This is a genomic window from Lichenibacterium minor, assembly GCF_004137685.1.
Classification (GTDB): domain Bacteria; phylum Pseudomonadota; class Alphaproteobacteria; order Rhizobiales; family Beijerinckiaceae; genus Lichenihabitans; species Lichenihabitans minor.
On record NZ_QYBB01000116.1, the window covers coordinates 1 to 2863 of the forward strand.

The following is a 2863-nucleotide window of genomic DNA, read 5'->3' on the forward strand; positions in this document are numbered from 1 at the left end:
GACCTCGACGTCAAGGCCGGCGAGGTCGTGGCACTGGTGGGCGACAACGGCGCGGGCAAGTCGACCCTGGTCAAGGTTCTGGCCGGCGTCCATGCCCCCACCTCCGGCGCCATGACTTTCATGGGCAAGCCCGTGGCGCTGAGCGGGCCCGGCGAGGCCCTGTCCATGGGCATCGCCACCGTGTTCCAGGACCTCGCCCTCTGCGAGAACCTCGACGTCGTCGCCAACATCTTCCTCGGCCGCGAGCTCAGTCCCTACGCGCTCGATGAGGTCACGATGGAGATCCGGGCCTGGACGCTGCTCAACGAGCTCGCGGCTCGCATCCCCTCCGTCCGCGAGCCCATCGCGTCGCTGTCGGGCGGGCAGCGCCAGACGGTGGCGATTGCCCGCTCGCTGCTGTTGGAGCCCAAGCTCATCATGCTGGACGAGCCAACCGCGGCCCTCGGCGTCGCCCAGACCGCCGAGGTGCTGAACCTCATCGAGCGGGTCAAGGATCGCGGCCTCGGCGTCATCATGATCAGCCACAACATGGAGGATGTCCGCGCCGTGGCGGACCGCATCGTCGTGCTTCGGCTCGGCCGCAACAACGGGGTCTTCTACCCCGACACGTCCAACCAGGAACTGGTCGGCGCCATCACGGGCGCGGCCGACAATTCCGTGTCCCGCCGCGCCACGCGGCGCGCCGCGACCGGCGGAGAGGCACAGGCATGAGCACGAACCTCGAGGGGACTCCAGCACTCGATCGCGCCGACGCGCGGGTGCGCCACGATGAGGGGCTCGGCGGCGCGGTCCGGGGCTTCCTCGACCGCGTGCGCTCGGGCGACCTCGGCTCGCTGCCCGTGGTGGTGGGCCTCGCCGTGATCTGGACGGTGTTCCAGATTTTGAACCCCGTATTCCTCGGGGCCAACAACCTCGTCAACCTGCTGTTCGATTGTTCCACGGTCGGCATCATCTCGCTCGGCATCGTCTGCATCCTGATGGTCGGCGAGATCGACCTCTCAGTCGGCTCCGTATCGGGCTTCGCGTCCGCGCTGCTTGGGGTACTGTGGGTCAACGGCGGCTGGTGGGCGCCCGGGGCGATCCTGCTTGCGATGCTGTGCGGCGCGGCCGTCGGTGCGATCTACGCGGTGCTGTTCAACCGGCTCGGAATGCCGAGCTTCGTGTCGACCCTGTCCGGCCTGCTCGCCGTGCTCGGTCTCCAGCTCTACGTCCTGGGCTCCAGCGGTTCGATCAACCTCCCCTTCGAATCGAGCCTCGTCGGCCTCGGCCAGACCTGGGTGATGCCCTCCGTCCTGGCCTATCTCTTCGTGCTGCTGGCGGGTGGCGCCTACTTCTTCGCCGGGTTCCGCACGGCGGCGCGCCGTCGCGCCGCGGGGCTCACGCCGCCTTCGCTTCTCGGCCTCGCGGTGAGAACCGCAGTGCTCACCGCGGCCCTGCTTGCCGTCGCGGCCTACCTCAACACCGACCGCGGCGTGCCGTGGGTCTTCGGATTCTTCGCGCTGCTCGTGGTGCTGCTCGACTACGCGCTGAAGCGCACCCAATGGGGCCGCTCCATGACGGCCGTGGGCGGCAACCGCGAGGCCGCGCGCCGCGCCGGCATCGACGTGCACAGCATCTATCGCGGCGCCTTCATGCTGTGCTCGACGTTGGCGTCGCTGGGCGGGATCCTGTCGGCGGCTCGCCTCGCCTCGGCGAGCCAGCAGGCCGGCACCGGCGACGTCAACCTCGACGCCATCGCGGCGGCGGTGATCGGCGGCACGAGCCTGTTCGGCGGGCGTGGCTCGGCCTACTCGGCGCTGCTCGGCATCATCGTGATCCAGTCCATCGCCAGCGGGCTGACGCTGCTCGATCTGAGCTCGTCGCTCCGCTACATGATCACCGGCGGCGTTCTCGCCATCGCGGTCATCGTCGACTCGCTGGCCCGTCGCTCGCGCGTGTCCCACGGCCGCGCCTGAGCCCCGACCTTTCACACGACAGGAGAAACGTCATGGCTCAGGATCTGAGCGGCAAGGTCGCGGCCGTCACCGGCGCCGCCTCGGGCATCGGGCTCGAATGCGCGCGCGCCATGCTGCAAGGCGGCGCCCGCGTGGCGCTGGTGGACCGGGCCGCGGACAAGCTCGACGCCCTCTGCGCCGAACTCGGACCGCAGGCTTTCCCGGTCGTCGTCGATCTGCTCGACAAGGCGAGCGTCGCCGGCATGATGCCGGAGATCCTCCGCCGAGCCGGGCGGCTCGACGTGTTCCACGCCAATGCGGGTGCTTACGTCGGCGGCGAGGTGCACGGCGGCGACCCCGATGCCTGGGACCGCATGCTGAACCTCAATGTCAACTCGGTGTTTCGCTGCATCCACGCGGTGCTGCCCCACATGGTGGACCGCGGCTCCGGCGACATCGTCGTCACGAGTTCGGTGGCGGGCGTCGTGCCGGTCGTGGTCGAGCCGATCTATACGGCGTCAAAACATGCCGTGCAGGCCTTCGTGCATACGCTGCGGCGCCAGGTGATGCGCCACGGCATCCGCGTCGGCGCGGTGCTGCCGGGGCCGGTCGTGACCGCCCTGCTCGACGACTGGCCCAAAGCCAAGCTCGCCGACGCGCTCGCCAACGGCGGCCTGATCCAGCCGGTCGAGGTGGCCGAGGCGGTGATGTTCATGCTGACGCGGCCCAAGGGCGTCGTGGTGCGCGACCTCGTGATCCTGCCGCAGACGGTGGATCTGTAGAGGCCGTCACCGCCGCGCTGGCGATGACGGACAAGGCGCACCCTCGATCGCGAGAACAAGGGCTTCGAGGCTCAGCCCCGGAACCCCGCCGAAGGCCGAGCGCCTTTGGGAACCATGTTCCAAGAAGAGGCTCATCATGGACCAGGT

The 2863-nt window shown here is 69.4% G+C and carries 3 protein-coding genes; all 3 read left to right on the top strand.

The genetic code is table 11. The annotated features are described in order from the left end of the window. Nucleotides 1-711, top strand: a 711-nt coding sequence (locus tag D3273_RS27395; RefSeq protein ID WP_165359751.1) for an ATP-binding cassette domain-containing protein, incomplete at its 5' end; no start/stop codon positions are given. Beyond that, on the top strand, nucleotides 708-1955 hold the full coding sequence (locus tag D3273_RS27400; protein WP_129230171.1) for a sugar ABC transporter permease: 1248 nt from the start codon (nucleotides 708-710) through the stop codon (nucleotides 1953-1955). The genes D3273_RS27395 and D3273_RS27400, both read left to right, overlap by 4 nt. Before the next feature lie 32 nt (nucleotides 1956-1987). Continuing rightward, nucleotides 1988-2716: an SDR family oxidoreductase gene (locus tag D3273_RS27405; protein WP_129230172.1), complete on the top strand. Its 729-nt coding sequence runs from the start codon at nucleotides 1988-1990 to the stop codon at nucleotides 2714-2716. Nucleotides 2717-2863: the final 147 nt, after the last annotated feature.

What these genes read in the sequence shown, in the direction of transcription:
- D3273_RS27400 (WP_129230171.1), top strand. Translation starts at nt 708, where the DNA reads ATGAGCACGAACCTCGAGGGGACTCCAGCACTCGATCGCGCCGACGCG.
- D3273_RS27405 (WP_129230172.1), top strand. Translation starts at nt 1,988, where the DNA reads ATGGCTCAGGATCTGAGCGGCAAGGTCGCGGCCGTCACCGGCGCCGCC.